Source organism: Variovorax sp. V35 (assembly GCF_041154465.1).
In the GTDB taxonomy this organism is placed as follows: domain Bacteria; phylum Pseudomonadota; class Gammaproteobacteria; order Burkholderiales; family Burkholderiaceae_C; genus Variovorax; species Variovorax boronicumulans.
The window spans coordinates 6,177,956-6,202,801 of the sequence record NZ_AP028666.1 but is presented as its reverse complement, the minus strand read 5'-3'; the positions used below and the strand labels follow the sequence as shown (position 1 = coordinate 6,202,801).

At 69.1% G+C, this 24,846-nt stretch carries 26 protein-coding genes and 1 tRNA gene; 17 read left to right on the top strand and 10 right to left on the bottom strand.

The window, feature by feature from the left end:
- The first annotated feature begins 8 nt into the window (after nt 1–8).
- The 13 genes from ACAM42_RS28570 to ACAM42_RS28510 all read left to right on the top strand — a co-directional run bounded on the left by ACAM42_RS28570 (nt 9) and on the right by ACAM42_RS28510 (nt 11,992).
- Complete coding sequence (locus ACAM42_RS28570; protein WP_369630168.1) at nt 9–1,592, top strand: aromatic/alkene/methane monooxygenase hydroxylase/oxygenase subunit alpha; 1,584 nt, start codon at nt 9–11, stop codon at nt 1,590–1,592.
- A gap of 95 nt (nt 1,593–1,687) precedes the next feature.
- The gene (locus tag ACAM42_RS28565; protein WP_159272872.1) at nt 1,688–2,050 is read left to right on the top strand and encodes a phenol hydroxylase subunit P4; all 363 of its coding nucleotides are present in this window, start codon (nt 1,688–1,690) and stop codon (nt 2,048–2,050) included.
- A gap of 18 nt (nt 2,051–2,068) precedes the next feature.
- Nucleotides 2,069–3,127, top strand: coding sequence for an NADH:ubiquinone reductase (Na(+)-transporting) subunit F (locus tag ACAM42_RS28560; protein WP_369630167.1), 1,059 nt, complete (start codon nt 2,069–2,071; stop codon nt 3,125–3,127).
- A gap of 13 nt (nt 3,128–3,140) precedes the next feature.
- Nucleotides 3,141–3,485, top strand: coding sequence for a 2Fe-2S iron-sulfur cluster binding domain-containing protein (locus ACAM42_RS28555; protein ID WP_369630166.1), 345 nt, complete (start codon nt 3,141–3,143; stop codon nt 3,483–3,485).
- A gap of 31 nt (nt 3,486–3,516) precedes the next feature.
- Nucleotides 3,517–4,449 (top strand): catechol 2,3-dioxygenase, encoded by a 933-nt coding sequence (locus ACAM42_RS28550; RefSeq protein ID WP_369630165.1) that lies wholly within the window; start codon nt 3,517–3,519, stop codon nt 4,447–4,449.
- A gap of 13 nt (nt 4,450–4,462) precedes the next feature.
- Nucleotides 4,463–5,917 (top strand): 2-hydroxymuconic semialdehyde dehydrogenase, encoded by a 1,455-nt coding sequence (locus ACAM42_RS28545; protein ID WP_369630164.1) that lies wholly within the window; start codon nt 4,463–4,465, stop codon nt 5,915–5,917.
- A gap of 10 nt (nt 5,918–5,927) precedes the next feature.
- Nucleotides 5,928–6,764: an alpha/beta fold hydrolase gene (locus ACAM42_RS28540; RefSeq protein WP_369630163.1), complete on the top strand. Its 837-nt coding sequence runs from the start codon at nt 5,928–5,930 to the stop codon at nt 6,762–6,764.
- A 34-nt stretch (nt 6,765–6,798) separates the two neighbouring features.
- On the top strand, nt 6,799–7,581 hold the full coding sequence (dmpE, locus tag ACAM42_RS28535) for a 2-oxopent-4-enoate hydratase (protein ID WP_369630162.1): 783 nt from the start codon (nt 6,799–6,801) through the stop codon (nt 7,579–7,581).
- Nucleotides 7,582–7,594: 13 nt separating this feature from the next.
- The gene (locus tag ACAM42_RS28530; RefSeq protein ID WP_159279339.1) at nt 7,595–8,524 is read left to right on the top strand and encodes an acetaldehyde dehydrogenase (acetylating); all 930 of its coding nucleotides are present in this window, start codon (nt 7,595–7,597) and stop codon (nt 8,522–8,524) included.
- Between the two features lie 10 nt (nt 8,525–8,534).
- On the top strand, nt 8,535–9,608 hold the full coding sequence (dmpG, locus tag ACAM42_RS28525) for a 4-hydroxy-2-oxovalerate aldolase (protein WP_369630161.1): 1,074 nt from the start codon (nt 8,535–8,537) through the stop codon (nt 9,606–9,608).
- A complete protein-coding gene (dmpH, locus tag ACAM42_RS28520) occupies nt 9,605–10,393 on the top strand; it encodes a 2-oxo-3-hexenedioate decarboxylase (RefSeq protein ID WP_369630160.1) in 789 nt (262 codons plus the stop codon). Before dmpG ends, dmpH begins: the two co-directional genes overlap by 4 nt.
- A 39-nt stretch (nt 10,394–10,432) precedes the next feature.
- Complete coding sequence (locus ACAM42_RS28515; RefSeq protein ID WP_062475127.1) at nt 10,433–10,624, top strand: 2-hydroxymuconate tautomerase; 192 nt, start codon at nt 10,433–10,435, stop codon at nt 10,622–10,624.
- 636 nt (nt 10,625–11,260) lie between these two features.
- Complete coding sequence (locus ACAM42_RS28510; protein ID WP_369630159.1) at nt 11,261–11,992, top strand: hypothetical protein; 732 nt, start codon at nt 11,261–11,263, stop codon at nt 11,990–11,992.
- A 71-nt stretch (nt 11,993–12,063) separates the two neighbouring features.
- On the opposite strand, the gene ACAM42_RS28505 is transcribed toward ACAM42_RS28510, so the two are convergent.
- Nucleotides 12,064–12,140, bottom strand: a tRNA-Met gene (locus tag ACAM42_RS28505).
- Nucleotides 12,141–12,307: 167 nt separating this feature from the next.
- On the opposite strand from ACAM42_RS28505, the gene ACAM42_RS28500 reads away from it, so the two are divergent.
- Together ACAM42_RS28500 and ACAM42_RS28495 are read left to right on the top strand one after the other, a co-directional pair.
- Nucleotides 12,308–12,982 (top strand): sigma-70 family RNA polymerase sigma factor, encoded by a 675-nt coding sequence (locus ACAM42_RS28500; RefSeq protein WP_095948024.1) that lies wholly within the window; start codon nt 12,308–12,310, stop codon nt 12,980–12,982.
- Entirely contained in the window at nt 12,979–14,235 is a 1,257-nt protein-coding gene (locus ACAM42_RS28495; protein ID WP_369630158.1) for a hypothetical protein, read from the top strand. The genes ACAM42_RS28500 and ACAM42_RS28495 overlap by 4 nt, the downstream gene beginning before the upstream one ends.
- A gap of 42 nt (nt 14,236–14,277) precedes the next feature.
- On the opposite strand, the gene ACAM42_RS28490 is transcribed toward ACAM42_RS28495, so the two are convergent.
- A complete protein-coding gene (locus ACAM42_RS28490; protein ID WP_159272885.1) occupies nt 14,278–15,057 on the bottom strand; it encodes an enoyl-CoA hydratase in 780 nt (259 codons plus the stop codon).
- A 112-nt stretch (nt 15,058–15,169) separates the two neighbouring features.
- Here ACAM42_RS28490 and ACAM42_RS28485 point away from each other — a divergent pair, with 112 nt between their 5' ends.
- Nucleotides 15,170–15,799 carry a DUF2325 domain-containing protein gene (locus ACAM42_RS28485; protein ID WP_369630157.1) on the top strand — a complete coding sequence of 210 codons (630 nt, stop codon included), beginning with the start codon at nt 15,170–15,172 and terminating at the stop codon, nt 15,797–15,799.
- Between the two features lie 7 nt (nt 15,800–15,806).
- Here ACAM42_RS28485 and ACAM42_RS28480 read toward each other — a convergent pair whose 3' ends face one another.
- Genes ACAM42_RS28480 through ACAM42_RS28470 form a run of 3 tightly spaced genes read right to left on the bottom strand, consistent with a single transcriptional unit; the run spans nt 15,807 to nt 19,561 of the window.
- Entirely contained in the window at nt 15,807–17,663 is a 1,857-nt protein-coding gene (locus ACAM42_RS28480) for a M61 family metallopeptidase (RefSeq protein ID WP_369630156.1), read from the bottom strand.
- Between the two features lie 4 nt (nt 17,664–17,667).
- Nucleotides 17,668–18,387, bottom strand: coding sequence for a DsbC family protein (locus tag ACAM42_RS28475; RefSeq protein WP_070062774.1), 720 nt, complete (start codon nt 18,385–18,387; stop codon nt 17,668–17,670).
- A gap of 46 nt (nt 18,388–18,433) precedes the next feature.
- Nucleotides 18,434–19,561 carry an FAD-dependent monooxygenase gene (locus tag ACAM42_RS28470; protein ID WP_369630155.1) on the bottom strand — a complete coding sequence of 376 codons (1,128 nt, stop codon included), beginning with the start codon at nt 19,559–19,561 and terminating at the stop codon, nt 18,434–18,436.
- An 86-nt stretch (nt 19,562–19,647) separates the two neighbouring features.
- On the opposite strand from ACAM42_RS28470, the gene ACAM42_RS28465 reads away from it, so the two are divergent.
- Nucleotides 19,648–20,532: an MOSC domain-containing protein gene (locus ACAM42_RS28465; protein ID WP_369630154.1), complete on the top strand. Its 885-nt coding sequence runs from the start codon at nt 19,648–19,650 to the stop codon at nt 20,530–20,532.
- Between the two features lie 12 nt (nt 20,533–20,544).
- On the opposite strand, the gene ACAM42_RS28460 is transcribed toward ACAM42_RS28465, so the two are convergent.
- The 5 genes from ACAM42_RS28460 to ACAM42_RS28440 are packed head-to-tail and all read right to left on the bottom strand — an operon-like array spanning nt 20,545 to nt 24,841.
- Complete coding sequence (locus ACAM42_RS28460; RefSeq protein WP_369630153.1) at nt 20,545–21,381, bottom strand: hypothetical protein; 837 nt, start codon at nt 21,379–21,381, stop codon at nt 20,545–20,547.
- Nucleotides 21,382–21,780 carry a D-ribose pyranase gene (rbsD, locus tag ACAM42_RS28455; protein WP_341887092.1) on the bottom strand — a complete coding sequence of 133 codons (399 nt, stop codon included), beginning with the start codon at nt 21,778–21,780 and terminating at the stop codon, nt 21,382–21,384.
- Nucleotides 21,777–22,736, bottom strand: coding sequence for a ribokinase (rbsK, locus tag ACAM42_RS28450; RefSeq protein ID WP_369630152.1), 960 nt, complete (start codon nt 22,734–22,736; stop codon nt 21,777–21,779). The genes rbsD and rbsK overlap by 4 nt, the downstream gene beginning before the upstream one ends.
- Nucleotides 22,733–23,812, bottom strand: a complete 1,080-nt coding sequence (locus ACAM42_RS28445) for a LacI family DNA-binding transcriptional regulator (RefSeq protein WP_369630151.1) — start codon at nt 23,810–23,812, stop codon at nt 22,733–22,735. Before ACAM42_RS28445 ends, rbsK begins: the two co-directional genes overlap by 4 nt.
- 24 nt (nt 23,813–23,836) lie before the next feature.
- Complete coding sequence (locus ACAM42_RS28440) at nt 23,837–24,841, bottom strand: ABC transporter permease (protein WP_369630150.1); 1,005 nt, start codon at nt 24,839–24,841, stop codon at nt 23,837–23,839.
- Nucleotides 24,842–24,846: the final 5 nt, after the last annotated feature.

Here is a 24,846-nt window from a genome sequence, read left to right as displayed (position 1 = left end):
ACAACGCCATGACCACCCAAGCAGCAGCAAAGACCTCCACGACCCCGCGCCTCGGCCTGAAGGAACGCTACGCCATGATGACGCGCGGCCTCGGCTGGGAGACCACCTACCAGTCGATGGACGACGTGTTTCCCTTCGACAAGTTCGAGGGCATCAAGATCCACGACTGGGATCAGTGGGAAGACCCGTTCCGCCTCACGATGGACGCCTACTGGAAGTTCCAGGGCGAGAAGGAAAAGAAGCTCTACGCGATCATCGATGCGTTCCAGCAGAACAACGGCCAGTTCAACATCAGCGACCCGCGCTACCTGAACACGCTCAAGCTGTTCCTCACCGGCGTCTCGCCGCTGGAGTACGCGGCGCACCGCGGCTATGCCATGGCCGGGCGTTCGCTGCGCGGCGTGGGCGCGCGCGTGGCCTGCCAGATGCAGTCGATCGACGAGCTGCGCCATGCGCAGACGCAGTTCCACACCATCAGTCACTTCAACAAGTACTTCCACGGCCTGCACGACCCGCAGCACATGCACGACCGCGTGTGGTACCTGTCGGTGCCCAAGAGCTACTTCGAGGACGCGATGAGCGCGGGGCCCTTCGAGTTCATCACCGCCATCTCGTTCTCCTTCGAGTACGTGCTGACCAACCTGCTGTTCATGCCTTTCATGAGCGGCGCCGCCTACAACGGCGACATGGCCACCGTCACCTTCGGCTTCTCGGCGCAGAGCGACGAGTCGCGCCACATGACGCTGGGCCTGGAGGTGGTGAAGTTCATCCTCGAGCAGGACCCGGACAACGTGCCCATCGTGCAGAAGTGGGTCGACAAGTGGTTCTGGCGCGGCTACCGCCTGCTCACGCTGGTCGCGATGATGATGGACTACATGCTGCCCAAGCGCGTCATGAGCTGGTCCGAGGCCTGGGAGATGTACTTCGAGAAGAACGGCGGCGCGCTGTTCGAAGACCTCGCGCGCTACGGCATCCGCATGCCCAAGTACCACGAGGTCGCCTCGAAGGAAAAGAGCCGCATCTCGCACGAGGCCTGGGCCATCTTCAACAACTACGGCCACGCCGCCAACTTCAACGTCTGGGCACCCAAGCCCGACGAGATGACCTGGCTGGCCGAGAAGTACCCCGAGACCTTCGACAGCCTGTATCGCCCGCGCTTCGAGTGGCTGGCCGAGCAGGAGAAGCAGGGCAAGCGCTGGTTCAACAACACGCTGCCCATGCTGTGCCAGACCTGCCAGATCCCGATGGCCTTCACCGAGCCCGACGATCCCACCAAGATCTGCTACCGCGAGAGCAGCTACCACGGCATGAAGTACCACTTCTGCTCCGACGGCTGCAAGGACGTGTTCGACGGCGAGCCCGAGAAGTACGTGCAGGCCTGGCTGCCGGTGCACCAGATCTACCAGGGCAACTGCTTCCCCGAGGGCACCGACCCGACGGTGGAAGGCTTCAACCCGCTGGCGGCCGTGCTGGACTACTACCACATCAACGTCGGCGCCGACAACGGCGAGTTCAACACCTCGCCCGACAAGGCCAACTGGGAACGCTGGACAGGGCAGGACCTGTCGGCGGCCGAGCCCAAGGTGGCCTGAGCACCCAGGCCCCACCACCCCTCATCGACCCCCGCGCTCCCGCCGTGCCCCACGCACGGCGTGGGCGGCGCTCACCCCGAAACAAGGAGACCGACATGTCTGTTGTTGCACTCGCCCCCGGCTACACCGGCACCGTCATGGACAGCGAAGACCGCTTCCACGGCAACCGCCTGCTCTACATCGGCTGGGAAGACCACCTGCTCTTCTGTGCCCCCGTGTGCCTGCCGCTGCCCGCGGCCATGCCCTTCGGCGCGCTCGTCAGCGACGTGCTGCCCGGCGTGTACGGCAGCCACCCCGACTTCGAAAAGGTCGACTGGTCGAAGGTCGAATGGTTCGACTCCGGCAAGCCCTTCGCGCCCGACGCGGCGAAGTCGCTGGCCGACAACGGCCTGGTCCACAAGTCGGCGCTGCGCTTTCGCACGCCCGGGCTCACGGGCATCGGCGGCTCGTTCAGCTGAGTACCGGAGGGCCTTGCCATGAGCTTCCAGATCATGATCGAGCCGCTCGGCCAGGCCGTGGCGGCGCGCGACGGACAGACCGTGCTCGACGCCTGCCTGCGCGCCGGCGTGTGGCTGCCGCACGCCTGCGGCCACGGCGTGTGCGGCACCTGCAAGGTGCAGGTGCTCGAAGGCGAGTGCGAGCATGGCGACGCGTCCAACTTCGCGCTCATGGACTTCGAGCGCGACGACGGCAAGATCCTCGCGTGCTGCGCGATGGCGCAGGCCGACCTGGTCATCGAGGCCGAGATCGACGAAGACCCCGACGCGCAGTTCCTGCCTCTGGAAGACTTCGACGCCGAGCTGGTCGAGGCCCGCATGCTCACGCCCACCATCCGCGGCCTGTGGCTGCGCACCGACCGGCCGGCGCCGTTCCAGGCCGGCCAGTACGTGATGCTGCACGTGCCGGGCGTGGAGGGCGCACGCGCCTTCTCGATCGCCAACGCACCCGACGACCACCTCGTCGAGCTGCACATCCGCCGCGTGCCCAACGGCCGAGCCACGGGCTGGCTGCACGACGAACTGCAGGTGGGCCAGCGGCTGCGCTTCACCGCACCCAACGGCCGCTTCTTCGTGCGCAAGTCGGCCGGCCTGCCGATGATCTTCGTGGCCGGCGGCTCGGGCCTGTCGAGTCCGAAGTCGATGGTGCTCGACCTGCTGGCCGAAGGCTGCACCTTGCCGATCACGCTGGTGCAGGGCGCGCGCAACACCGAGGAGCTGTACTACCGCGCGCTCTTCGAGCAGCTCGCCGAGCGGCACCCCAACTTCACCTACGTGCCCGTGCTGTCCGACCTGCCGGCCGACAGCGACTGGCATGGGGCGCGCGGCTTTGCGCACGAGGCGCTGAAGGCCCACTTCGCGAACGACTTCCGCGGCCACAAGGCCTACCTGTGCGGACCGCCGCCGATGACCGAGGCCTGCATCGCCACGCTGATGCAGGGGCGCCTGTTCGAGCGCGACATCTACACCGAGAAATTCTTCACCGCCGCCGATGCCGCTTCTGCCGCGCCGCGCAGCCCGCTGTTCAAGGCACTGTGACGTGAACTCGGTCATGCGCTTTTCCGTCGCCATCGGCAACACCAGTGAGCACTACGTGTGCCGCGCCGACCAGACCCTGCTCGGCGGCATGGAGCAGCTCGGCCGCAAGGGCATCCCGGTCGGCTGCCGCGGCGGCGGCTGCGGTGTGTGCAAGGTGCGCATCGAGTCGGGCGCCGTGCGCCGCGAGCGCATGAGCCGCTGCCACGTCAGCGCCGAAGAAGAAGCCCAGGGCTACGTGCTGGCCTGCCGCGCGTACCCGCAGAGCGACCTGGCCCTGCGCGCCGTCGAGAGGCTGGCGCGCTGCATCGAGCGGCGCCTGGCCGCGTCGCAGCCCGCCGTTCCCCGTTCCCCCACCTGAACCTTTCCCTCACCCACCAAAGGAGACTTCCATGGCACTCACTGGCGTCATTCGCCCCGGACACGTGCAACTGCGCGTGCTCGACCTCGGGGCCGCCCTCACGCACTACCGCGACGTGCTGGGCCTGATCGAAACCGGGCGCGATGCGCAGGGCCGCATCTACCTCAAGGCCTGGGACGAGCACGACCACCACAGCGTCGTGCTGCGCGAAGCCGACGAGGCCGGCATGGACTTCATGGGCTTTCGCGTCGACTCGCCCGCCACGCTCGACCAACTCGCCGCCGACCTGAAGGCCAGCGGCCTGGCCACCGACATGCAGTGGATCGAAGCCGGCGAGCACCTGCGCACCGGCCAACGCTTTCGCTTCACCGTGCCCACCGGCCATGCCATCGAGCTCTTCGCCGAGAAAGAAAAAGTCGGCAACGGCATGCCGTATGAAAACCCCGAGGTCTACCCCGACGACCTCAAGGGCATGGCGCCTTCGCGCTTCGACCACTGCCTGCTGTATGGCGACGACCTCGACGGCACCATGAAGCTGTTCACCGAGGTGCTGGGCTTCCAGCTCGCCGAGAGCGTGGTGGCCGGCCCCGAGCGCATGTACATCGCGGCCTTCCTCACCTGCTCGACCAAGCCGCACGACATCGCGTTCATCCGCCATCCCGAGAGGAACAAGTTCCACCACGCCTCGTTCCTGCTCGACAACTGGGGCGAGGTGCTCAAGGCGGCCGACATCATCACCAAGAAGCGCGTGTCGCTGGACATCGGCCCCACGCGCCACGGCATCACGCGCGGCGAAACCATCTACTTCTTCGACCCGAGCGGCAACCGCAACGAGGTGTTCTCGGGCGGCTACATCTTCTACCCCGACAAGCCGCCGCTGGTGTGGACCGACGACGAACTCGGGCGCGCGATCTTCTATCACGACCGCAAGCTCAACGAGAACTTCCTGAGCGTGGTGACCTGAAGGAGACGGTGCGATGAAACAGTTCATGAACTTCATTGGCGGCGAGTTCGTCGCCACGACGAAGACCTTCGACAACCGCGCGCCGGTGGACAACCGCGTCATCGGCAAGGTGCACGAGGCCGGCCGCAGCGAGGTCGATGCGGCCGTGCGCGCCGCACGTGCGGCACTGAACGGCGAGTGGGGCCGCATGAGCGTCGCGCGCCGCACGGAGCTGCTGCACGCCGTGGCCGACGAGATCAACCGGCGCTTCGACGACTTCCTGGCGGCCGAGATGGCCGACACCGGCAAGCCGCACGCGCTGGCCTCGCACGTCGACATCCCGCGCGGCGCGGCCAACTTCAAGGTGTTTGCCGACATCGTGAAGAACGTGCCCACCGAGAGCTTCGAGATGACCACGCCTGACGGTGGGCAGGCGCTGAACTACGCGGTGCGCTCGCCGCTGGGCGTGATCGGCGTCGTGTGCCCGTGGAACCTGCCGCTGCTGCTCATGACCTGGAAGGTCGGGCCCGCGCTGGCCTGCGGCAACACGGTGGTGGTCAAGCCCTCGGAAGAAACGCCGGCCACCGCCACGCTGCTGGGCGAGGTGATGAACGCGGTCGGCATCCCGCCGGGCGTCTACAACGTGGTGCATGGCTTCGGGCCCGACTCGGCCGGCGAATTCCTCACCACGCACCCGGGCGTGGACGGCATCACCTTCACGGGCGAGACGCGCACCGGCGAGGCCATCATGGGCGCGGCCGCCAAGGGCGTGCGGCCCGTGTCCTTCGAACTCGGTGGCAAGAACGCCGGCATCGTGTTCGCCGACGCCGATTTCGACAAGGCCGTGGCCGGCATCACGCGCTCGGCCTTCGAGAACTGCGGCCAGGTCTGCCTGGGCACCGAGCGCGTCTACGTGCAGCGGCCGATCTTCGACCGCTTCGTCGCGGCGCTCAAGGCCAAGGCCGAGGCGCTCAAGCCGGGCCCGTCGGAAGAAGCCGGCGTGGGCATCGGCCCGCTGATCTCGCGCGAGCACCAGCAGAAGGTGCTGTCGTACTACGCGAAGGCCGTGAAGGAAGGCGCCACCGTCGTCACCGGCGGCGGCGTGCCCTCGATGCCCGGCGCGCTGGCCGAGGGCCACTGGGTGCAGCCCACCATCTGGACCGGCCTGCCCGAGACGGCCTCGGTGATCCGCGAGGAAATCTTCGGCCCCTGCTGCCACATCGCGCCCTTCGACACCGAGGAAGAAGCCATTGCGCTGGCCAACGCCACCGACTACGGCCTGGCGACCACCGTGTGGACCGAGAACCTGGGCCGCGCCCACCGCGTGGCCAAACAGGTGCAGGTCGGCATCTGCTGGGTCAACAGCTGGTTCCTGCGCGATTTGCGCACCGCGTTCGGCGGTGCCAAGTCGTCGGGCATCGGCCGGGAAGGTGGCGTGCACTCGCTGGAGTTCTACACAGAACTTCGCAACGTCTGCATCAAGCTGTGAGGGCCCCGCGGTGAGCAACCCCGAAATCGCGAACAGCATCCGCACGGGTGCCTTCCACACCAACGTCCACGACCTGGGCGAGGGCGCGCCGGTGCTCTTCATCCACGGCTCGGGCCCGGGCGTGAGTGCGTGGGCCAACTGGCGGCTGGTGCTGCCGGTGCTCGCGCAAACGCGCCGCGTGATCGCGCCCGACATGGCCGGCTTCGGCTTCACCGAGCGCGTGCCCGGCGCGGCCTACACCATGGACGCGTGGGTGCAGCAGGCGCTCGACCTGCTCGACGCGCTCGACATCGAACGCGCCGACGTGGTGGGCAACTCCTTCGGCGGTGCGCTGGCATTGGCCCTGGCCATCCGCGCGCCGCACCGCGTGCGCCGGCTGGTGCTCATGGGCAGCGTGGGCGTGCCCTTCGCGATCACGCCGGGGCTCGACGCGGTGTGGGGCTACACGCCCTCGTTCGCGAACATGCGCCGGATCATGGACGTGTTCGCGTTCGACCGCGCCCTCGTCACCGACGAGCTCGCGCAGCTGCGCTACGAGGCCAGCATGCGGCCCGGTTTCCAGGAGACCTTCGGCGCGATGTTCCCGGCGCCGCGCCAGCGCTGGGTCGATGCCATGGCGAGCCCGGAAGCCGACATTCGTGCACTGCCGCACGAGACGCTGCTGATCCACGGCCGCGAAGACCAGGTGATCCCGCTGGCCACCTCGCTCACGCTGAGCCAGTGGATTCCCCGCAGCCAGCTGCATGTGTTCGGCCGCTGCGGCCACTGGACGCAGATCGAGCACAGCGCGCGCTTCGCCCGCCTGGTCGGCGACTTCCTGGACGAAGCCGATCGACCGATTGATTGATTCACCCGAGACAGAGCAAAGGACAGAACCCACCATGGACCCCACCCTCATCCAGCGGCTCGGCGACGAGCTCTACGACGCGCTGCGCGAGCGCAGCGTCGTGGAGCCGCTCACCAGCCGGCACGCAGGCATCACCATCGCCGACGCCTACGGCATCCAGCAGCGCATGATCGCGCGCCGCCTCGACGCCGGCGAGCGCGTCGTCGGCAAGAAGATCGGCGTCACCTCGCGCGCCGTGATGAACATGCTGGGCGTGTTCCAGCCCGACTTCGGCTACCTGCTCGACGGCATGGTCGTCGGCGAGGGCGAGTCGATCGACAGCACCACGCTCATCCAGCCCAAGGCCGAGGGCGAGATCGCCTTCCTGCTCAAGCGCGACCTCATGGGCCCCGGCATTGGCAACGCCGACGTGCTGGCTGCCACCGAGTGCGTGATGCCCTGCTTCGAGATCGTCGACTCGCGCATCCGCGACTGGAAGATCCAGATCGCCGACACCGTGGCCGACAACGCCTCGTGCGGCGTGTTCGTGCTCGGCGACCACGCGGTCGATCCGCGCCGCATCGACCTGGCGACCTGCGGCATGGTGCTGGAGAAGAACGGCGAAATCATCGCCACCGGCGCGGGCGCCGCTGCGCTCGGCTCGCCGGTGAACGCGGTCGCGTGGCTGGCCAACACGCTCGGTGCGCTGGGCATCGGGCTCAAGGCGGGCGAGGTGATTCTGTCGGGCGCGCTCGCCGCGATGTTCCCCGCCAAGGCCGGCGACAACTTCCGCGTCTCGATCGGCGGCCTCGGCGGCTGCTCGGTGCGCTTCCACTGAAGGAGACAACCCCATGACGACCCCAACGAAGATCAAGTGCGCGCTGATCGGCCCCGGCAACATCGGCACCGACCTGCTCGCCAAGCTGCAGCGCAGCCCGGTGCTCGAACCCGTGTGGATGGTGGGCATCGACCCCGAGTCCGACGGCCTGAAGCGCGCCCGCGAGATGGGCCTGAAGACCACGGCCGAGGGCGTGGACGGCCTGCTGCCACATGTGCAGGCCGACGGCGTGCAGATCGCGTTCGACGCCACCAGCGCCTACGTGCACGCCGAGAACAGCGCCAAGCTCAACGCACTCGGTGTGCTCATGATCGACCTCACGCCCGCGGCCATCGGCCCGTTCTGCGTGCCGCCGGTCAACCTCAAGAGCCTGCTCATGGCGGGTGGCGCGCGGCCGGCCAACGTCAACATGGTCACCTGCGGCGGGCAGGCCACCATCCCGATGGTGGCGGCCGTGTCGCGCGTGCAGCCGGTGGCCTACGGCGAGATCGTGGCCACCGTGTCGAGCCGTTCGGTCGGCCCGGGCACGCGCAAGAACATCGACGAGTTCACGCGCACCACGGCCGGTGCGGTCGAGCGCGTGGGTGGCGCGGCCAAGGGCAAGGCGATCATCATCGTCAACCCGGCCGAGCCGCCGCTGATCATGCGCGACACGGTGCATTGCCTCACCGAAGGCCCACCCGACGAGGCGCGCATCACGGCCTCGGTGCACGAAATGATCGCCGAGGTGCGCAAGTACGTGCCGGGCTACAAGCTCGTGAACGGACCGGTGTTCGACGGCCACCGCGTGTCGATCTACCTGGAGGTCGAGGGCCTGGGCGACTACCTGCCCAAGTACGCCGGCAACCTCGACATCATGACAGCCGCCGCGGCGCGCACGGCCGAAATGTTCGCCGAAGCGATGCTCGCCAGCCTCCCGCAACCCGAGCCCGCCGTGGCCTAGGAGCACCCCCATGACCACCACGACGAACACGAATCTGAAGGGCCGTCGCGTCACCCTGCACGACATGACGCTGCGCGACGGCATGCACCCCAAGCGCCACCTGATGACGCTCGAACAGATGATGCACATCGCCAGCGGGCTCGACGAAGCGGGCGTGCCGCTGATCGAAGTGACGCACGGCGACGGCCTGGGCGGCAGCTCGGTCAACTACGGCTTTCCCGCGCATTCCGACGAGGCGTACCTGGGCGCCGTGATCCCGCTGATGAAGCAGGCCAAGGTGTCGGCGCTGCTGATTCCGGGCATCGGCACCGTGGACCACCTGCGCATGGCGCACGGCCTGGGCGTGCACACCGTGCGCGTGGCCACGCACTGCACCGAGGCCGACGTGTCCGAGCAGCACATCACCATGGCGCGCCGGCTCGGCATGGACACGGTGGGCTTTCTCATGATGGCCCACATGGCCTCGCCCGAGACGCTGGTGCACCAGGCATTGCTCATGGAAGGCTACGGCGCCAACTGCATCTACGTGACCGACTCGGCGGGCCACATGCTGCCGGACGACGTCACGGCGCGCATCGGCGCGGTGCGCGCGGCGCTCCAGGCCGACACCGAGCTGGGCTTTCACGGCCACCACAACCTCGCGATGGGCGTGGCCAACTCGGTCGCAGCCGTCGCCGCCGGTGCCAACCGCATCGACGCTGCCGCCGCAGGCCTGGGCGCGGGCGCGGGCAACACGCCGATGGAGGTGTTCGTGGCGGTGTGCGACCGCATGGGCATCGAGACCGGTGTCGATGTGTTCCGCATCCAGGACGTGGCCGAGGACCGTGTGGTGCCGATCATGGACCACATGATCCGCGTCGACCGCGACTCGCTCACGCTGGGCTATGCGGGCGTGTACTCGAGCTTCCTTCTGTTCGCCAAGCGCGCCGAGAAGAAGTACGGCGTGCCCGCGCGCGAGATCCTGGTGGAGCTGGGGCGGCGCGGCATGGTCGGCGGGCAGGAAGACATGATCGAGGACACGGCCATCACGCTGGCCCGCGCGCGTCAGGCCGTGCAGCAGCAACAGGAAGGAGTCGCGGCATGAAGCTCGACAAGAACACCATCGCCGCGCTCGCCGAGCACCTGGAGACCTGCGAACTGGAAGCGCGCGACACGCCCAAGATCACCGACGAACATCCCGACATGGACTGGGACGACGCCTACGCCATCCAGAACGAGATCCGCCGCCGCAAGCTCGCGCGCGGCCACCGCATCATCGGGCTGAAGGCCGGGCTCACCTCGCACGCCAAGATGAAGCAGATGGGCGTGACCACGCCGGTCTTCGGCTTCATGGCCGACAACTACGCGTTGCCCGAAGGCGGCGAATGCAAGGTGAGCGAGCTCATCCACCCGAAGGTCGAGCCCGAGATCGCGTTCGTCACCAAGCGCGCGCTCAGCGGCCCGGGCTGCCACATCGGCGCCGTGCTCGCGGCCACCGACTTCGTGCTGCCGGGCATCGAGGTGATCGACAGCCGCTACCGCGACTTCAAGTTCGACTTGAAGAGCGTGGTGGCCGACAACACCTCCGCCTCGCGCTTCGTGGTGGGCGGGCGCGCCGTGCCCGCGAGCGAGGTCGACCTGCGCACCGTGGGCATCGTGCTCGAGAAGAACGGCCAGCCCGTGGCCTTCGGCGCGGGCGCCGCGGTGCTCGGCCACCCGGCCGCGGCGATTGCGATGCTGGCCAACCACCTGGGCGCGCGCGGCGAGGAGATTCCGGCGGGCACGCTGATCCTGTCGGGCGGCATCACCGAGGCCGTGGCCGTGCAGGCCGGCGATGCCGTCACGCTGAAGGTGCAGGGCATGGGCAGCGTGGGCCTGCGCTTCGTCTGATCTGCATCAAGCACTGAACTACTGAACCGGAGTACACGAATGCCCTTTGCACAGATCTACCTCATCGAAGGCCGCACCGAAGAACAGAAGCGCGCGCTGATCGAGAAAGTGACCCGCGCCATCGTCGAGGCCGTCGACGCGCCGAAGGAGAACGTGCGCGTGTGGCTGCACGACATGCCCAAGGAAAACTGGGGCATCGGCGGCGTGTCCGCCAAAGACCTCGGACGCTGACCGCTTCGCGCTGCGGCGCTGTCTTCTTCAAGGCCCTTGCGAGTCGCTGACTCGCGAGGGCCTTGTGCTTTGTACGAACTCCTGGGGGCTTTGTTCACAGTTTCGCCCTGTGCCTATGTTTGTCGCACCCGCTTTCGGACTCGTCCGATGGATGGAACGGGACCGTCTTCCTAAAGTCATCGGTCAACAAACCGTATGAGCTGGCGCCGCGCGTGCGCGTGCCGCTGCGGTCCCGTTTTTCATTCAGCAAGCACTAGGAATCACATGGCAACGAAGAAGACGAAGGCCGACCTGCGCATGCGCGCCGACTCGGCCATGCTGCTGGACTGGCTGCGCGGCGCAAAGGTGCTCTGAGGCGCGCGAAAGGCGCGGCTTTTCGGAACAGTCCTATGTACGGGCCGGGCGGGCCTTCCTAGGATGGGTGAGCGCCGGGTTGCCTCAGTGGGCCCGCTGCCTTGTGCCGCATCGCATGCGGCATGAAGCGCGGGCGCAGCGGACGCGGCTTCATTCATTCTTTTGAGAATTTCGAGCACCCATGCCGGTCCTGATCACCGGGGTCGCGAACCGCGGCCCGAGCCCCCGAAAGCATTGCCCTGCAGCCGTTGGCGCCACGGCGAACCGCGAGGCCGCTCGCGCATGAGCCGCTTCTTCGCCGCACCCTCGGAGCCCCTGGCGCGCCCCGCCCGCCGCATCGGCGTGCTCGGCCATGCGCTGCGCGAGCGCGAGTACGCGCGGCGCGTGCTGCGCGCGCTGGGCGTGGCGCCACTGGTGTTCACCAGCATCGACGAACTGGCGACGCTGGGCGACCGCCTGAACCTGCTGTTCCTGGCCGACGTGCCCGAGGCGGCGAGCGAAGAGGCGCCGGACGTGCTGTCGTTGATGGGGACGAAGATCGTTCCACTGGCGCAGGAGGCGCCCGCGCCCACGCGGCACCTGCGGGGGCGCCCGCCCGTAGCGGCACCGGCGTTCGACGACTTCTACCGCACCATCCTGCTGTCGCTCCGAACGCGCGGCCTGGCGTGCGCGATGCCAACGCCGCTCGTGTGGGGCGCCTACAGCTTCCAGCCGATGGACCGCAGCGTGAGCTTCGCGGGCCGCACGCAGCGCGTCGACCCGGTCACCTTCGACCTCGCGCTGGAGTTCTTCTTCAACGCCGAACGCGTGCTGTCGATTCCGCGGCTGCGGCAGATGCTCAACCCCGTGCGCGGCGCGCGCAGGTTCTGGGGCAACGAACTCATCGGCACCCTGACGGACGTGATGGACGAACTGCAGCTGCACGGCGCCCACGGCTGGCGCCTGGTGCACTGCGAGCCCGAGGCGTTCCGGCTGGACCGGGTGCCGGTGGGCGAGACCCCATTGCAGGCCTGAACGAAAAAAGCCCTAAGTCGTTGAAAACTTAGGGCTTTTTGAGCCATTCCGCCGGGGCGGGGAGGCTGTGTTGGTGGCTCTTCACGGACTCGAACCGCGGACCTGTGGATTATGATTCCATCGCTCTAACCGACTGAGCTAAAGAGCCGTCAGTGCAATTCAGCACCGAGCCCAAAATTATAGCCCAGGCTTTGGGCCCAGTTCAACTCCCGGCGTTTTCAGGTCGATTTTTCTGCGATCGAATGCGTCGGATCGCGTTTCGACCTAACCCCGATCGCCTCCGTGCGCCGTACAAGCTCGGGTGACAATCCTGCGATGTCTGCGCTGCCACGCGCCCCTTCTGCTGCTGCCCGCACCGCCACCGAGCGCGACGCCATGCCCGACGATCAGTTGATGCTGGCCTACGCCCACGGCGACGCCGCCGCCTTCGACGTGCTTTATGCGCGCCACGAAGGCGGCCTGTTCCGCTTCGTCAAGCGCCTGCTCGGCGCGCGGCTGGCCGCGCAGGCCGACGAGGTGTTCCAGGACACCTGGGTGCGGATCATCTCGGCGCGCGACAGCTTCTCGCCGCAGGGCGCTACCTGGCGCACCTGGGCCTTCACCATCGCGCACAACCTCGCGATGGACCGCCTGCGCGTGAGCGGGCGCGAGGTGACGCTCGATGGCCATGCGACCGACGACGATGGCGACGCCGTGCCCGCGCTTGACCGCGGCGTGCACGGGGCCACCGACTTGTCGGCGCATCCGTCGGCCGAAGAGCTGGCGTTCTGGCGCGCCGCCGGCCGTCGGCTGCTGACCTGTCTCGACGAACTGCCGGCCGAGCAACGCGCCGCTTTTCTCTTGCACCATGAAGACGGCCTCACCGTCGACGCGCTTGCGGCCCGGCTGGAGATCGGCTTCGAGACCGTGCGCAGCCGTCTGCGCTACGGGCTGCAGAAGCTGCGCGGCTGCATGGAACGCTACCTGTCGGTGCTGGAGCAGCGGGCATGAGCACCGGCATGGACGACGACGACCTGCACGACGCGCGGCTGCGTCGCGCGCTGGACCACGCGCCCGATCGCGACGCCGTGCCCGCGGCCCACACGCGCGAGGCGATCCTGAAGATGGCGCACAACCTCGCCGCGGCCTCCGCGCCGGCGGCCGGCCCTGCGGTTCAGGCCGCGCCGTGGTGGCGCCGCCTGTTCGGCGGCGGCAGCCCCCGCTCGCGCATGCCCTGGAATGCGGCCTTCGCGACCGTGCTCGTGGCGACTTTCGTCACCGTGCTGTGGCATCGCGAACCGGTGCCCGACGCGCGGCTCGATGGCGAGGCGCAAGTGGCCGGAGCGCCCGCGCCCGCGTCGGCACCGCCTGCGCAATCCGCCGAAGCGCCGGCAGTGGCCGCAGCACCTGCGCCTGCCGCCGAGCCGTCCGCAACGGCGGACATGACACCGCCCGCTGCGCAGCGCAGCGAAGCGGCGCGCGATGCGAAGGAAACCCTGAAGCAGCGCGACGTACAGGAAACAACGCGTGAAGCGTCGCGTCGGCGCGAAGCCCCTGCTGCTGCGGCGTCGGTCCAGAAGGACGAAGCACGGACGATGGAAAAGGCAGCGCCCGCGGCCCCGGTGGTGCAAGCCCCGGCGCCCATGCCTGCGCCTGCACCCGCCGCACCGGCCATCGCATCTGCGCCCATGCCGGCCGCGCCGCCCATGGCCGATGTCGGCCAGAGTCCGATGCCCTACGCAGCCGCACCGTCGGCGCCGGCCGTAGCACCTGCAGCGCCTGCAGCGCCAGCGCCGATGCAGCGCGAGTCCGCAGACACGGCGCCATCGCTCGCCGCGCAAGGCGGTGCCAGCGCGAATGTCGCCGGCATGCAGCGTCGGGCCGCACCGGTGCAAGCCGCGCCGGCCCCTGCGTCGGCCGCCGCCAAGGCCGTCGCGGCCGGCGGCTTCACCGCATTGGACCGCTGGACCGCCCTCGACATCACGCGCGCCGGCGCCACCACGCGCCAGGCGCGCGGCGACACCGAAGGCCTCGCGGCACTGGTGAACACCGTGGCACGCGCGGCCACCGTGGCGGGCGGGGAATTGAGTGCGCCGGTCGAGGCGCGCATCGAACTGCGGCGCGACGGCGTATTGCTGGCCGTGCTCGAGATCGCGGGCGACCAGGTGCGGTGGACGCCGCAGCCGGGCGGCCCCGCCTCCATCGGCACGCCGCCGGCGCAGGCGCTGGAGGCGCTGCGCACGGCGCTGTCGCGAGCCCGCTGACGGCGACTGTCGCAGTCGCCGGGCCCGCGACGATCAGGTGGATCAGGCGTTCTTGAAATCCGGCTGGCGCTTGGCCAGGAAGGCGTCCATGCCTTCCTTCTGGTCCTGCGTGGCGAACAGCGCGTGGAACAGGCGGCGTTCGAACATCACACCGTCGCTCAGGCCGCTCTCGAAGGCGCGGTTGACCGATTCCTTGGCCGCCATCACGGCGATCTGCGAGAAGCCCGCAATGATCAGCGCGGCGCCCAGCGCTTCGTCGGCCAGCTTCTCGTAGGGCACCACGCGGCTCACGAGGCCCGCGCGCTCGGCTTCGGCGGCGTCCATCATGCGGGCGGTGAGCGCCATGTCCATGGCCTTGCTCTTGCCCACCGCGCGCGGCAGGCGCTGCGTGCCGCCGGCGCCGGGGATCACGCCGATCTTGATCTCGGGCTGGCCGAACTTGGCGTTGTCGGCCGCGATGATGAAGTCGCACATCATCGCCAGCTCGCAGCCGCCGCCCAGTGCGAAGCCGCTCACGGCCGCGATCACCGGCTTGCGGATCGAGCGGATGGTTTCCCAGTTGCGCGTGATGTAGTCGCCCTTGTAGGTGTCGATGAAGCTGTACTTGGCCATCGCCGCGATGTCGGCGCCGGCCGCGAAGGCGCGCTCGCTGCCCGTGAGGATGATGCAGCCGATGGCGTCGTCGGCGTCGAAGGCCTTGAGCGCCTGGCCCAGCTCTGTCATCAGCGCGTCGTTCAGCGCATTGAGGGCCTTGGGACGGTTGAGGGTGATGATGCCGACCTTGCCTGCTTCGGTCCGCACGTCGATGTTTTCGTAGCTCATGGTGTCGCTGTCTCCGGGGGAGGTGGGGAAAAAAACGCGTCCCACTATACCCAGCCAGGCTTCGGGCCCGCTGACGCGCGGGCGTTTCATTTGAGAATTGTTCTCATCTAGAATGGCCGCCATGGACTTCCCGATGCAAGAACATGCCGTGTTGCTGCGGGCCTATGCCCGGGTGCAGGAGCGTTGCTCGCGCCTGCTGGTGGAGCAGGCCGCCCGGGTCGAGCGGCTCGAGGCGCAGATCGTGCGGCTGCGCGGTGCACTGGTGGCGCGCGACTCGGCGATTGCCATCGTGCGCGAGGAACTGGCGGCGCGCGCCGCCAAGGGCAGCGCCTTGCCCCAGCGCCTGCATGCGCTGCTGGCGCCGGGTGGCCGGCGTCACCATGCCTTGCCGCCGGGGCCGCAGGTGCCGGCCGACCTGCGGGCCAAGTCGGTGCTGTGCGTCGGCCGTTCGGAAGCGACGCCCGAGGCGCCTTCGCTGGCGCGCCAGCTCGTGGAGATTGCCGGCGGCCATTACCTGCACCACGACGGCGGCGACGAGGCCGACGACCCCGCGGCGCTCGAGGCGGGCTTGCGCGCCGCCGACCTCGTGATCTGCCAGACCGGCTGCGTGAGCCACGGCGCCTACTGGCGCGTGCAGGACCACTGCCGCCGCACCGGCAAGCCCTGCGTGCTGGTGGGCGAGCCGCAGCCGATGCTGTTCGTGCGGCCGCCGCTGGCGGCGGCCGTCGATCACTCGGCCTGAGAAGAAATTACGGCTTGGCTGCGAGCCAGGCCGTGATCTTGGCCGCGTCGTGCGAGAACAGCCGCCATGTGGTCGAGCCCGTCGGCAGCGTGAGCGGCAGGCGCAGCAGCCGGCGGTCGCGCGCGACGAGGGCGGTGCACTTGCTGGCATCGCCAAGGTACAGCGCCAGGTCGTCGAGCTTGGTGAGGCGCCAGGCCTGCGCGGGTTGCGACGCGCCCTTGCGACCACCGACGGCCGGCAGTTCGATGCCGATCCATTCGTCGTTGGCCGAGAAACCGGCCTTTTCGGCGGCGCCGCCGCGCAGCACCACCTTGATCTGCACGCTGCCGCCGCTCTCGGCCACGCGCAGGCCGAGCGCCTGCGCGGGTTGCGAGGGGTCGTCGAGCGTGGCCACGCCGTGCGCGCGCAGCAGGTCGGCCAGCGGGAGTTCGTCGGTCGAATGCACCCAGCGTGCGAGTTCCGGGGCGTACGAGCGCCCGCCCACCGCTTCGAGCGCGGCGGCGATGTCGGCCTCGCTGATCGGGCCGCCGTTGCTGTGCGTCCAGAGGTGGCGCATCACGTCGTCGAGCGTGCCCTTGCCTTCCTGGCGCAGCGTGAGGTCGAAGCACAGCGCCACCAGCGCACCCTTGGTGTAGTAGCTGACGGTGCTGTTGGGCGTCTGTTCGTCCTGGCGGTAGTACTTGACCCAGGCGTCGAAGCTCGCGTCGGCCACCGGCTGCACCAGCCGGCCGGGCGTCTGCAGCACCTGGTTGATGGTCTTGTTGAGCAGGCGCAGGTACGCGGCGTCGTCGATGCGGCCGGCGCGGCGCAGCAGCAGGTCGTCGTAGTAGCTCGTGAAGCCTTCGAAGAACCACAGCAGCTGCGTGTAGTTCTCGCGGCTGTAGTCGTAGCTGGCGAACTCCGCCGGGCGCATGCGCTTGACGTTCCAGGTGTGGAAGTACTCGTGGCTGATGAGGCCCAGCAGCGTGGTGTAGCCCTCGGGCTGCTTCTTCTTTTCGCCGCGCAGCGGCAGGTCGCGGCGGTTGCAGATGAGCGCGGTGGAATGGCGGTGCTCGAGCCCGCCGTAGCCGTCGTCCACGGCATTGAGCATGAACACGTAGCGGTCGATCGGCAGCTTGGGGCCGCCGCGCTTTCCGGCCTTGTCGCCGTGCCAGAAGCGGATCTCGGCTTCGCAGATGGCCTTGGTGTCGGCAATGAGGCGATCGCCATCGAACGAGGCCGCGGCGCCCGCGATCACGAAGCGGTGCGGCACGCCGCAGGCGTCGAACTCGGCGCTCCAGAAGGCGCCCATCTCGACCGGGCTGTCGGCCAGTTCGTCGTACCCGGCGGCGCGGTAGCTGCCGAAGCCGTGCTTGTCGGCCTTCGTCGGCACGAGCGCGGTGGCGCACGACCAGCGCGCGGCGTCGGCCGGCAGCGTGGGCGGCACGATCTCCAGCGCATGCGGCGCCTCGGTCTGGCCTTCGACGCGGAGGCACACGCTGGTGCCGTTGAAGAAGCCGCGCGTGGCGTCGAGCCAGGCGGTGCGCACCGAGTTGTCGTAGGCGCACACCTGGTAGTGCAGCACCAGCGGTTGGCCCGGCACGCAATCGATCTGCCAGCTGCACTTGTCCAGCTGCGTCAGCACCGGCTTGCGGCGGCCCTGCGTGGCGCGCAGGCCCTGCAGGTTCTTGGCGAACTCGCGCACGAGGTAGCTGCCCGGAATCCACACCGGCAGCGCCACGCGCTGCTGCGCGGCCGGCGCGGCGATGGTCAGCGTGACTGCGAACAGGCGCGCATGCAGGTCGGCGCACTCGACGCGGCAATGCACAGCGGGCGTGGCGGTTGCAGCCGCGGCTGCGCGCCGGGAAGCGGAGGTCGTCGCCATCGGATCAGTTGGCGGCGGCGAGCTGCTTCTCGACCTGCTCGGCGGGAATCGCGCCCGGGACGCGGCTGCCGTCGGTGAAGATCAGCGTGGGCGTGCCGGTGATGTTGTACTTGCGGCCGAACTCCACGTTGCGCTCCAGCGCCGTCACGTTGCAGCTGGTGGCTGCGGCGGCGGGCTTGACGTTGCCTTCCATCCAGTCGGCCCAGGCCTTGCCCGGGTCCTTGCTGCACCAGATGTCGCGCGACTTGGCGGTCGAATCGGGGCCGAGCACGGGGTACAGGAACATGTAGACAGTCACGTTGTCGACCTTCTTCATGTCCTTCTCGAAGCGCTTGCAGTAGCCGCAGTTCGGGTCTTCGAAGACCGCGACCTTGCGCTTGCCGTTGCCGCGCACGATCTTGATCGCGTCCTTCAGCGGCAGCTTGTCGAAGGCGACGGCGGTGAGCTTCTCGACGCGCTCCTCGGTGAGGTTGCGGCGGGTCTTGGCGTCGATCAGGCTGCCCTGCAGCAGGTAGCCGCCTTGCTCGTCGGTGTACAGGATCTGGCTGCCGTTGACGCGCACTTCGTACAGGCCCGGCACGGGCGTCTTGGTGACTTCCTCGATGGGCGGCAGCTGCGGGATGTGCGTCGGCAGGTTCTTGCGGATCTCGGCCTCGCCCGCGCCGGCGGTGGAGAGCGTGAGCAGCGCGCAGGCGGCGACGAGAAGGTGGCGGACGAAGGTCATCGGGAAGGTTTCGGGAAAAAGGTGGAGGGCTGGTGGGCGCGGGGCGTCAGGACTTCAGGCCCATGGCTTGTGCGGTGATCCAGTGCTTCACGAAGCGCGTGCGGTCGAAACCGCGCATGCCCCAGTTGCGCAACGCAGGCAATGGACCCAGGTTGTGCGAGAAAAGTTGCTGCAATCCGTCGGTGGCCAGGCTCATCTGCAGCACGTCGGCGCGGCGGGCGCGTTCGTAGCGGCGCAGCAGCCGGGCGTCGCCCACGCTGCGCCAGTAGTCGCGGGTGCGGATCACGTCGGCCAGCGCGGCCGCATCGGCCAGGCCGAGGTTCAGGCCCTGGCCCGCCAGCGGATGCACCGTGTGCGCGGCGTCGCCCGCGAGCACCCAGGACTGGGTGGGCTGGCCGGGCATCGTGCCGGACCAGCGGTCGGCGATGGCGCGCGACAGCGGCCACACGGCGCGTTCGCTCGTGAGCCGCAGCGAGCCCAGCTCGCCGTGGCTGGCTTCGCTCACGGCGGCGCTGAATTCGTCGACGCTTTGCGCGACCAGCTCGGGCACGCGCAGCTGGTCGACCGACCACACCAGCGCCAGCGTCTTGCCGTGCACGCCGCCCAGCGGCAGCAGGGCGAACACCTCGCCGCGGTCGTTGAACCACTGGCGTGCGATGCCGTCGTGCGTGTGCGCGGCCTCGAGCCGCGCGGCAATGGCGTGCTGCGGGTAGCGCGTGACCTCGTAGCTCACGCCCAGCGCGGCGCGCGAGGCGCTGGCCTTGCCTTCGCAGACCACCGTGAGCGGCGCGACCACGGGCTCGGTCACCACGTCGATCAGGGGCTGGAAGCGCACCGCGTCGGCCAGCTGCTGTTCGAGCGCGGGCACGTCGACGATCCAGGCCAGCGCCTCGACCTTCTGGCGCGCGGCGCTGAACTGCACGCGGCCGCCGTCGTCGCCGTGGACCTGCATCTCGTGCACCGGCGTGGCATGGGCCGTGTCGGGCCAGGCGCGCAGCGATTCGAGCATGGTGCGGGACGCCGCGTTGAGCGCGTACGCCCGGATGTCTTCCTTGCCCGCAGGGGCCGGCGGCACCACCAGCGCGACACGCACGCGTTCGCGCGCCAGCAGCAGCGCCAGCGTGCGGCCGACGATGCCGGCGCCGCGGATACAAACTTCGGGAGAAAGAGCCATCGGATGATTGTAGGAGTTGCCTCGCGCACGGGCGCCGATACCCGTTCATGCGGGAGAATGGCCAGCGATTTCAAAGGAACCCCACCGTGTCGCAGCCGCCCGCTTTCGATCTCCAGGCCACCATCGCCCGCCTGTTCGTGTACCCCGTCAAGTCGTGCGCCGGCGTCGAGCTCGACGAGATGCTGCTCACCGAAACCGGCCTGGAGTTCGACCGCGCCTGGATGGTGGTCGATGCGCAGGGCGAGTTCGTTACCCAGCGGCAACTGCCGCGCATGGCGCTCGTCCAGCCGCAGATGAAGCACACCGAGGTCGTGCTGCGCGCGCCCGGCATGCTGGCGCTGCACCTGGCCTTCGACCGCGTCGAGCAGCCGGTGCGCGTGCGCGTGTGGAAGGACGAAGTCGCGGCCTACGACATGGGCGACATCGCCGCCCAGTGGTTCAGCGATTTCCTCTCGGAGCCCGGCAAGCCGCAGACGCTGCGCCTGGTGCGCTTCGACCCCGAGCACCAGCGCCTGTCGAGCCTGAAGTGGACCGACGGCGTCGAGGCGCTGAACCAGTTCGCCGACGGCTTCCCGCTGCTGGTGGCCAGCGAAGGCTCGATCGCCGAACTCAACGAGCGTCTGGCGGCGGCCGGCCACGGCCCGGTCGGCATCGAGCGCTTCCGCCCGAACATCGTGCTGGCCGGCATCGAGTCGCACGACGAAGACCGGGTCGACGCGCTGCACGTCACCACCGGCGAGGGCGAAGCCGAGCTGCGCCCGGTCAAGCCCTGCACGCGCTGCCCCATTCCCGACATCGACCCGGCCACCGCGCTCAGCAGCCCCGAGGTGGGCGACATGCTGCGCACCTACCGCGCCGACGCGCGCGTGGACGGCGGCATCACCTTCGGCATGAACTGCATCGTGGTGCAGGGCGTGGAGCACATGCTCAAGGTGGGGCAGGTGGTGGGCGCGAACTACAGGTTCGAGTAAGCGCCGTGGTCTCTACGACCAGCGAATCGGATTTCCCGTTTCGATGGCTGCGCTGCACAAGACCTGAAGCGGCTCGACGATGTAGTTGAAGTCGGCACTCGTGCGGTCGCGCATCTCGAAATGAACCGCCGTCGGGTAGCTGGAGCGACACTGACCCGCATCGTTCTGCATGCGACCGTCGGGCCAGGCAATGTCGGGTCCGGGCATCGCAAGCGCGCAGCGAAAGCTCCTGCCTGAATCCAGATCAGTCAAAAGCGCAGGGCCCGACCTGACCGGGTCTGAGCCTTCAGGCGCCAGCAGGGCCTGCGTGAAGCGCTTGCTGCGAAACAGCACGTCGGCGTCTCCCGACACGACGAAGAAGCCCTCGGCATCGACGCCCAGACGCAGTTCGGACGTCAGCACAAACTGGTGCGACGCCGAGGCACTGCGCAGTTCATCGCCCGAGGTCGAGTCCAACAGCACGAAGCGTTGGCCGAAGCGCGCGGACTGTTCGAAATCCGACAGCTCCGCGAGCATGCGCGGTGCCACGGCGGCGGGTGCCAGACCGCCATTCGCCTCTGGCAGGTTGTCGAACAGCGTCGGAAAGCGCTCGGCACCGCCTGCCTGGTGCAATGCGTGCTGAAACTCCCGATAGCCGTACCAGTTCGCGAGGTGCTCGCAGGCTTGTTCCATGCTCGGGTGGACGCAGCATGTCTGAAGCCACTCCCAGAACACGCCGAAGTCCGGGTCGTCCTCGTCCTTCAGCGCGGGGTAGCCCTCTTTGTCGATGGCGATGCGCGATGCCAGGGGCGTCGGCCGGGTCAGGCCACGTTCCCAGCAGTTGCAGCGGACCGAGGCGTCGAGGCCCATTCAGAATGCGACGCCCGCGACCAGGATGATGTTCGCGTAGGGCGTGCATTCGCCCGTGCGCACCACGGCCTTGGCGCGCGCGCTCACGCGCTTCAGTTCTTCGTGCGAGATGACCTGCGGCACCACGCTCAGCTGGCCTTCGCACCACGCGGGCAGCGTGCCGGCAGGCAAGTGCTCCAGCGCTTCGCGCGCCATGAGTGCGCTTTCCACCTGCATCTCCGACAGCACCGCCTTGAGCACATCGCTGATCCCCGGCACACCCCGCGCCACGGCCAGGTCGATGCGGCGCGGGCCGTCGGGAATGGGCAGGCCGGCGTCGCCGATCACCAGCATGTCGCCGTGGCCCATCGAGGCGATCACGTGGGAGAGTTCGGCGTGCAGCAGGGGAGAGCGTTTCACAGCGTGATCCAGTCGGGGGGCAGGGGGCTGCGCAGCACGGCGTCGCGCAGCGGAATGGAGGGTTGGGCGCCGGGCTGCTGGATGCACAGCGCGGCGGCGCGGATGCCCAGGCGCACGGCCTCGTCGAACGATTGGCCTTCGCCTAGCGCCACGGCAAGCGCGCCCAGGAAGGTGTCGCCGGCGGCGGTGGTGTCGACGGCCTGCACCTTCGGCGCGGGATGGTGGCGCGCGCCGTCGGCGTCGATGGCCACGGCGCCGCGCGAACCCAGCGTCACGACCACGCGGGCGATGCCGCGCGCGCGCAGCGCCTGGCCGGCCTGCGCTGCCTCTTCGGGGCTGTCGGCGTTCTGGCCCGACAGGGTCTGCGCCTCGATCTCGTTGACCACCAGCGTGTCGATGCGGGGCCAGAGCGCCTCGGCGATGGCCTGCACCGGCGAGGGGTTGAGCATCACCGCGCAGCCCGCGTCGTGCGCGGCATTGATGGCGCGTGTCACCTGGTCCATCGGGGTCTCGAACTGCGCGACGAGGAAGGCCGCGCCCTGCACCCGCTGCGTCAGCGAGGCCTCGTCGATGGCGACGCGCGCGTTGGCGCCGGGAATCATCACGATGCGGTTCTGGCCGCTGTCTTCCACGAGGATCAGCGCCGTGCCGGTCGGTTCGCCCGCCACGGTGCGCAGCGCGGCGGTGTCGATGCCGTCGCGCGCGAGCGCATCGCGCAGGGCCGCGCCATGCGCGTCGTCGCCCACGCAGCCGATCATCTGCACCTGCGCGCCTTCGCGCGCGCAGCTCACGGCCTGGTTGGCGCCCTTGCCGCCGGGGATGGCGTCGATCGAGCGGCCCAGCAGGGTTTCGCCTGCGGCCGGCGCGTGCGGCACGCGCAGCACGATGTCCATGTTCAGGCTGCCGAGCACCACGATGCGCGGCGGCTTGGAGGAAGAAAGAGGCTGAAGGCTCACGAGGTGCGGGACTTGGAAGGTGTGGCGGTGGTGGAAGGGGCAGGCGTCACGCCGGCTTCGCGAAAGCCCGCGTGGCGCGCGGTCGAGGCGCGCACGCGCAGCTCGGGCTGCAGCACGACCTTGCGTGCGTCGCGGCGCTTGCCGCCCATGCGCTCCAGCAGCATGTCGACCGCCAGCGCGCCGATGCGCTCCTTGGGCTGGGCCACGGTGGTGAGCGGCGGGCTGGTGTAGGCCGACAGTTCGATGTCGTCGAAGCCCACGATGGACAGTTCGTCGGGCACGCGCACGCCGCTTTCATGCGCGGCGCGCAGCGCGCCGATGGCCATCAGGTCGTTGCACACGAACACGGCCGAGGGCTTCTGCTCGGTGCGCAGGATGGCGTGCATCGCCTCGTAGCCGCCCTGGCTGGTGAAGCCGCCGCGCCACAGCAGCGCGTCGGCGTTGGGTGCCGAGCCGGTCTCCGCCAGCGCCATGCGCCAGCCTTCGATGCGCTGCTCGCTCGACGTCACGCCCACCGGCCCGCCGATGCAGGCGATGCGCTTGTGGCCCAGCGACAGCAGGTGCCGCACCGCGAGCAGGCCGCCCTGCATGTGGGCGGTTTCCACCAGGTCGCAGGCGGGGTCGGCGATCTCGCGGTCGACCAGCACGGTGGGAATGCGCAGGCCGCGCAGCTGGGTGGCGAGCGAGTCGTCTTCGTCGGCGCCGGTCGACACCACGATGAGCCCGTCGATGCGGCGCTCCGCCAGCACCTGCAGGTACACGCTCTGGCGCCGGGGCTCGTCGTCGGTGTTGCACAGCACCAGCGTGTAGCCGGCGCCGAAGCAGCGGTCTTCCACGATGCGCACGATCTCGGCGAAGTAGGGGTTCGAGCTGTTGGGAATCAGCATGCCCAGCGTCGAGGTGGTGTTGCTCTTGAGGCTGCGCGCCATCGCGTTGGGCACGTAGCCCAGTTCGCGAATGGCAAGCTCGACGCGCTCGCGCACCTTGGCGCTCACGTGGCGCGTGTCGTTGACGACGTGCGACACGGTGGTGACGGAAACGCCCGCCTGGAGTGCGACGTCCTTGATGGTGGCCATGGTTGTCCTTGTTCCTGTGGAGGCTCAGGCCAGTCGACGATCGGCCCGGCGCTGGCGCAGGGTGTCGATGATGACGGCCACCACGATCACCGCGCCCGTGATGATGCGCTTGCTCGGTTCGCTCGCGCCCACCTGCGCCAGGCCGGCCTCGAGCACGGCGATGATCAGCACGCCGAAGAAGGTGTTGACCACCGAGCCGCGCCCGCCCATGAGGCTGGTGCCGCCGATGACCACGGCCGCGATCACCTGCAGCTCGATGCCCACGCCCGCGTTCGGGTCGGCCGCTTCGAGGCGGGCCGACTGCATCAGGCCCGCGAGCCCGGCCAAGAGGCCCGTGACGGCGAACACGATGATGCGGATCGGCCGCGGGTCGATGCCCGCCAGGCGCATGGCTTCCTCGTTGGTGCCGATGCCCACGACATGGCGGCCGAACACGGAACGCGTGAGCACCAGCTGCCCCACGGCGACGAGCACCACGGCGAGCACGAAGGCGGCCGAGATGCCGCCGATCCACGGCGCGGCCAGGCCCGAGATGGCGTCGCCCACGTACTGCGTGCGCGAGTCGGTGACCAGGTAGGCGCCGCCGCGCACGGCTTCGAGCATGCCCAGCGAGACGATGAAGCTCGGCAGCCGCCACGCGACCGACACCGCGCCCGTCACCGTGCCGCAGACCAGCCCGGTGGCCAGACCGAGCAGGGCGGCCAGCGGCACCGAGAGCTTCCATTCGAGGATGGCGGCGGCCGTGACGGCCGCGCTCAGCGCGAGCACCGAGCCCACCGACAGGTCGATGCCCGCGATGATCAGCACGAAGGTCATGCCCACCGCCATGACGGCCAGCGCCGGGATTTCGTTGGCGATGGAGATGAAGGTCTCGCGCGTGAGGAAGTATTCGCTCATCGAGCCGAAGAGCGCAATCATGCCCAGCAGCACGACGGTCAGGCCCAGGTAGGTGCCGAGCTGGCCCTTGAGCGCGGACGGCGGCTTGCCGGCGGCGGCGGAAGCAGGAGAAGAGGGAGAGGCTGCGTTCATGGTCG

Excerpts from the sequence above, each read along its gene's own strand:
- ACAM42_RS28570 (WP_369630168.1), top strand. The coding sequence starts at position 9 with ATGACCACCCAAGCAGCAGCAAAGACCTCCACGACCCCGCGCCTCGGC.
- ACAM42_RS28565 (WP_159272872.1), top strand. The coding sequence starts at position 1,688 with ATGTCTGTTGTTGCACTCGCCCCCGGCTACACCGGCACCGTCATGGAC.
- ACAM42_RS28560 (WP_369630167.1), top strand. The coding sequence starts at position 2,069 with ATGAGCTTCCAGATCATGATCGAGCCGCTCGGCCAGGCCGTGGCGGCG.
- ACAM42_RS28555 (WP_369630166.1), top strand. The coding sequence starts at position 3,141 with ATGCGCTTTTCCGTCGCCATCGGCAACACCAGTGAGCACTACGTGTGC.
- ACAM42_RS28550 (WP_369630165.1), top strand. The coding sequence starts at position 3,517 with ATGGCACTCACTGGCGTCATTCGCCCCGGACACGTGCAACTGCGCGTG.
- ACAM42_RS28545 (WP_369630164.1), top strand. The coding sequence starts at position 4,463 with ATGAAACAGTTCATGAACTTCATTGGCGGCGAGTTCGTCGCCACGACG.
- dmpE (WP_369630162.1), top strand. The coding sequence starts at position 6,799 with ATGGACCCCACCCTCATCCAGCGGCTCGGCGACGAGCTCTACGACGCG.
- ACAM42_RS28530 (WP_159279339.1), top strand. The coding sequence starts at position 7,595 with ATGACGACCCCAACGAAGATCAAGTGCGCGCTGATCGGCCCCGGCAAC.
- dmpG (WP_369630161.1), top strand. The coding sequence starts at position 8,535 with ATGACCACCACGACGAACACGAATCTGAAGGGCCGTCGCGTCACCCTG.
- dmpH (WP_369630160.1), top strand. The coding sequence starts at position 9,605 with ATGAAGCTCGACAAGAACACCATCGCCGCGCTCGCCGAGCACCTGGAG.
- ACAM42_RS28515 (WP_062475127.1), top strand. The coding sequence starts at position 10,433 with ATGCCCTTTGCACAGATCTACCTCATCGAAGGCCGCACCGAAGAACAG.
- ACAM42_RS28510 (WP_369630159.1), top strand. The coding sequence starts at position 11,261 with ATGAGCCGCTTCTTCGCCGCACCCTCGGAGCCCCTGGCGCGCCCCGCC.
- ACAM42_RS28500 (WP_095948024.1), top strand. The coding sequence starts at position 12,308 with ATGTCTGCGCTGCCACGCGCCCCTTCTGCTGCTGCCCGCACCGCCACC.
- ACAM42_RS28495 (WP_369630158.1), top strand. The coding sequence starts at position 12,979 with ATGAGCACCGGCATGGACGACGACGACCTGCACGACGCGCGGCTGCGT.
- ACAM42_RS28490 (WP_159272885.1), bottom strand. The coding sequence starts at position 15,057 with ATGAGCTACGAAAACATCGACGTGCGGACCGAAGCAGGCAAGGTCGGC.
- ACAM42_RS28485 (WP_369630157.1), top strand. The coding sequence starts at position 15,170 with ATGGCCGCCATGGACTTCCCGATGCAAGAACATGCCGTGTTGCTGCGG.
- ACAM42_RS28480 (WP_369630156.1), bottom strand. The coding sequence starts at position 17,663 with ATGGCGACGACCTCCGCTTCCCGGCGCGCAGCCGCGGCTGCAACCGCC.
- ACAM42_RS28475 (WP_070062774.1), bottom strand. The coding sequence starts at position 18,387 with ATGACCTTCGTCCGCCACCTTCTCGTCGCCGCCTGCGCGCTGCTCACG.
- ACAM42_RS28470 (WP_369630155.1), bottom strand. The coding sequence starts at position 19,561 with ATGGCTCTTTCTCCCGAAGTTTGTATCCGCGGCGCCGGCATCGTCGGC.
- ACAM42_RS28460 (WP_369630153.1), bottom strand. The coding sequence starts at position 21,381 with ATGGGCCTCGACGCCTCGGTCCGCTGCAACTGCTGGGAACGTGGCCTG.
- ACAM42_RS28445 (WP_369630151.1), bottom strand. The coding sequence starts at position 23,812 with ATGGCCACCATCAAGGACGTCGCACTCCAGGCGGGCGTTTCCGTCACC.
- ACAM42_RS28440 (WP_369630150.1), bottom strand. The coding sequence starts at position 24,841 with ATGAACGCAGCCTCTCCCTCTTCTCCTGCTTCCGCCGCCGCCGGCAAG.